Consider the following 3,590-nt stretch of genomic DNA (forward strand, 5'->3'; position numbering starts at 1 on the left):
GGGGCAGTATTGGGGTCCATCAGGGCAAACTGCGGATGCGCTTTGCCCACTTTGACCAGGCCATGGGTTTGGCTCGTACTCCCAAGGGCATTGCGGTGGTGGATCTCCGCAATGGCCAGGTGGTTGGCACTTTTTTGTTCAATACCGGAGTGGAGGAAGGTTTTGCGGTGACGGTGCTACCGGGCTACCGTAATCCAGCCGTGATAGGCCCAGATTCCGAGTTGGATAATGTCTAATCGGTGTGGATGGTACTTGATTTTGTTACTTAGGCTTGTTTCTGTTTTTCTCTTAACCACATTCTGGTTGTTGTCCTATGTCCTTACTTGCTGACTATCTCAACGGTGTTTACACCTATCCTTCGGATTTTGCCCTGTCTGATTTGTTCTGGGCTAATTTTGGGGCAATTTACGGCACGGAATATGATTTTGCTAAGGCGGAGGCGATCTGCACTTGTTGGACTAGCGGGAATTTTGGTGCAATACCCCCGATTGAATTCATCAACAGAGAGGTAGGCTAATTGAAAACGGCAAACTCGCTAGAACTAAATGCCTCACGACAGTTTACCCCTTGGTTATACGACCAGAATATTAGTCTTGTCTTTACAACCTATCAAGCGGGCAAGCTGTTTTTTATTGGCTTACAGCCCGACGGTAAGTTGTCGGTGTTTGAGCGGAGTTTAGAGCGGTGTATGGGGCTTTATGTCCAGGGAAACAGTATTTATATCAGTTCGTTATATCAACTGTGGCGTTTTGAAAATGTGCTAGCGACCGGGCAGACCCATGATGGTTACGATGGGTTGTTCCTGCCCCAGATGGGTTATGTGACGGGGGATTTGGATATTCATGATTTGGTGGTCTGCCCGGATATTGCCGAGAAGCAGGCGGAGCAGTTGGTATTTGTTAATACACTGTTTAGTTGCCTGGGGACGATGAGTGAAAGCCATAGTTTTAAACCCTATTGGCAACCTCCGTTTATTTCTAAGCTGGCGGCAGAAGACCGTTGCCATCTTAATGGGTTGGCGGTCAGGGAGGGAAAACCGAAGTATGTGACGACGGTGAGTCGTTCGGATGTGGCGGATGGCTGGCGGGATAAGTGTATTGACGGTGGTTGTGTAATTGATATTGAGACTAATGACATTGTGGTGGAGGGGTTGACCATGCCCCATTCTCCCCGTTGGTATCGGGATAGGCTCTGGTTGCTCAATTCGGGGACGGGGGATTTTGGCTTTGTGGATTTGGAACGGGGGCAATTTGAACCGGTGGCGTTCTGTGCGGGTTATCAACGGGGATTAGCGTTTCACGGGGATTATGCGGTGGTGGGATTGTCCCAGGTGCGGAAAAACAAGACCTTTCGGAATTTGCCAATTAGTGACCGATTAACAGCCAAACAAGCGGAAGCCCGTTGTGGGTTGGTGGTGATTGACCTACGCACGGGGGATGTGGTGCATACGTTCCGCATTGAGGGGGTGGTGGAGGAACTCTATGACGTTCAATTTTTGCCTAATTTCCGTAGACCGATGGCCATTGCCTTCAAGACCGATGAGATTCGTCGGGTCATTACCGTGGATGACGGTTAGCCCCGCAGCTTTGATTTTCAATACTTAATTACTAGCTTATTTTAATTAATTATTATGTCTAGCCTCAATCTTTCTGACTTAAATGGCAGCAACGGCTTCGTCATCAACGGTATTGATTTTGATGACCAGTCTGGTTTTTCAGTGAGTAGTGCGGGGGATATTAATGGCGATGGCTTTGATGACCTCCTTATTGGTGCATTTGGAGGTGACCCCAATGGAGTAAGTAATGCCGGGGAAAGTTATGTGATCTTTGGTAAGAGTGGTGGCTTTAGCAGTAGCCTCAATCTTTCCGACTTAAATGGTAGCAACGGCTTCGTCATCAACGGCATTGATAACATTGACTTTTCTGGTGTGTCAGTGAGTAGTGCGGGGGATGTCAATGGCGATGGCTTTGATGACCTCCTTATTGGTGCATCTGGAGGTGACCCCAATGGACAATTTAATGCCGGGGAAAGTTATGTGGTCTTTAGTAAGAGTGGTGGCTTTAGCAGTAGCCTCAATCTTTCTGACTTAAATGGTAGCAACGGCTTCGTCATCAACGGCATTGATTCTGATGACCGGTCTGGTCGTTCAGTGAGTAGTGCGGGGGATGTCAATGGCGATGGCTTTGATGACCTCCTTATTGGTGCATTTGGAGGTGACCCCAATGGACAAAGTTCTGCCGGGGAAAGTTATGTGGTCTTTGGTAAGAGTGGTGGCTTTAGCAGTAGCCTCAATCTTTCCGACTTAAATGGTAGCAACGGCTTCGTCATCAACGGCATTGATTCTGATGACCAGTCTGGTCGTTCAGTGAGTAGTGCGGGGGATGTCAATGGCGATGGCTTTGATGACTTCCTTATTGGCGCAAATAGAGCCGACCCCAATGGACAAATTAATGCCGGGGAAAGTTATGTGGTCTTTGGTAAGAGTGGTGGCTTTAGCAGTAGCCTCAATCTTGCCGACTTAAATGGTAGCAACGGCTTCGTCATCAACGGCATTGATGGAAGTGACGCTTCTGGTCGTTCAGTGAGTAGTGCGGGGGATATCAATGGCGATGGCTTTGATGACCTCCTTATTGGCGCATACTTTGCTGACCCCAATGGAGTAGGTAATGCCGGGGAAAGTTATGTGGTCTTTGGTAAGAGTGGTGGCTTTAGCAGTAGCCTCAATCTTTCCGACTTAAATGGTAGCAACGGCTTCGTCATCAACGGCATTGATAACAGTGACTTTTCTGGTTTTTCAGTGAGTAGTGCGGGGGATGTCAATGGCGATGGCTTTGATGACCTCCTTATTGGCGCAGTCTTTGCCGACCCCAATGGAGTAAGTAATGCCGGGGAAAGTTATGTGGTCTTTGGTAAGAGTGGTGGCTTCAGCAGTAGCCTCAATCTTTCCGACTTAAATGGTAGCAACGGCTTCGTCATCAACGGTATTGATTCTAATGACTATTCTGGTTTGTCAGTGAGTAGTGCGGGGGATGTCAATGGCGATGGCTTTGATGACCTCCTTATTGGCGCATACCGTGCTGACCCCAATGGAGTAAGTAATGCCGGGGAAAGTTATGTGGTCTTTGGCAGTGCCGACATTGGGGCTAGCGACATTGACAATAGTGCGCCCGTGCTGGATTTGAACGGAGCACAACTCTTTAACGGCTTCGTCATCAACGGTATTGATAGCAGGGACGTTTCTGGTTATTCAGTGAGTAGTGCGGGGGATGTCAATGGCGATGGCTTTGATGACCTCCTTATTGGTGCATTCTTTGCTGACCCTAATGGAGTAAGTGATGCCGGGGAAAGTTATGTGGTCTTTGGTAAGAGTGGTGGCTTTAGCAGTAGCCTCAATCTTTCCGACTTAAATGGTAGCAACGGCTTCGTCATCAACGGTATTGATTCTGATGACCGGTCTGGTTTTTCAGTGAGTAGTGCGGGGGATGTCAATGGCGATGGCTTTGATGACCTCCTTATTGGTGCATTTGGAGGTGACCCCAATGGACAAAGTTCTGCCGGGGAAAGTTATGTGGTCTTTGGTAAGAGTGGTG

4 protein-coding genes are annotated in these 3,590 nt (G+C 48.4%); all 4 read left to right on the forward strand.

Annotated features, from left to right (window positions below):
• Positions 1-236: TIGR03032 family protein (locus IQ217_RS18590; RefSeq protein WP_228025798.1), on the forward strand; the 236-nt coding region annotated here is incomplete at its 5' end.
• 77 nt (positions 237-313) lie between these two features.
• On the forward strand, positions 314-517 hold the full coding sequence (locus IQ217_RS18595; RefSeq protein ID WP_194021394.1) for a hypothetical protein: 204 nt from the start codon (positions 314-316) through the stop codon (positions 515-517).
• Positions 518-1,576 carry a TIGR03032 family protein gene (locus IQ217_RS18600; RefSeq protein WP_194021395.1) on the forward strand — a complete coding sequence of 353 codons (1,059 nt, stop codon included), beginning with the start codon at positions 518-520 and terminating at the stop codon, positions 1,574-1,576.
• Positions 1,577-1,630: 54 nt separating this feature from the next.
• Positions 1,631-3,590 (forward strand): beta strand repeat-containing protein (locus tag IQ217_RS18605; RefSeq protein ID WP_194021396.1); only part of this gene is annotated, 1,960 nt, incomplete at its 3' end.

Source organism: Synechocystis salina LEGE 00031, from assembly GCF_015207985.1.
Classification (GTDB): Bacteria; Cyanobacteriota; Cyanobacteriia; order Cyanobacteriales; family Microcystaceae; genus Synechocystis; species Synechocystis salina.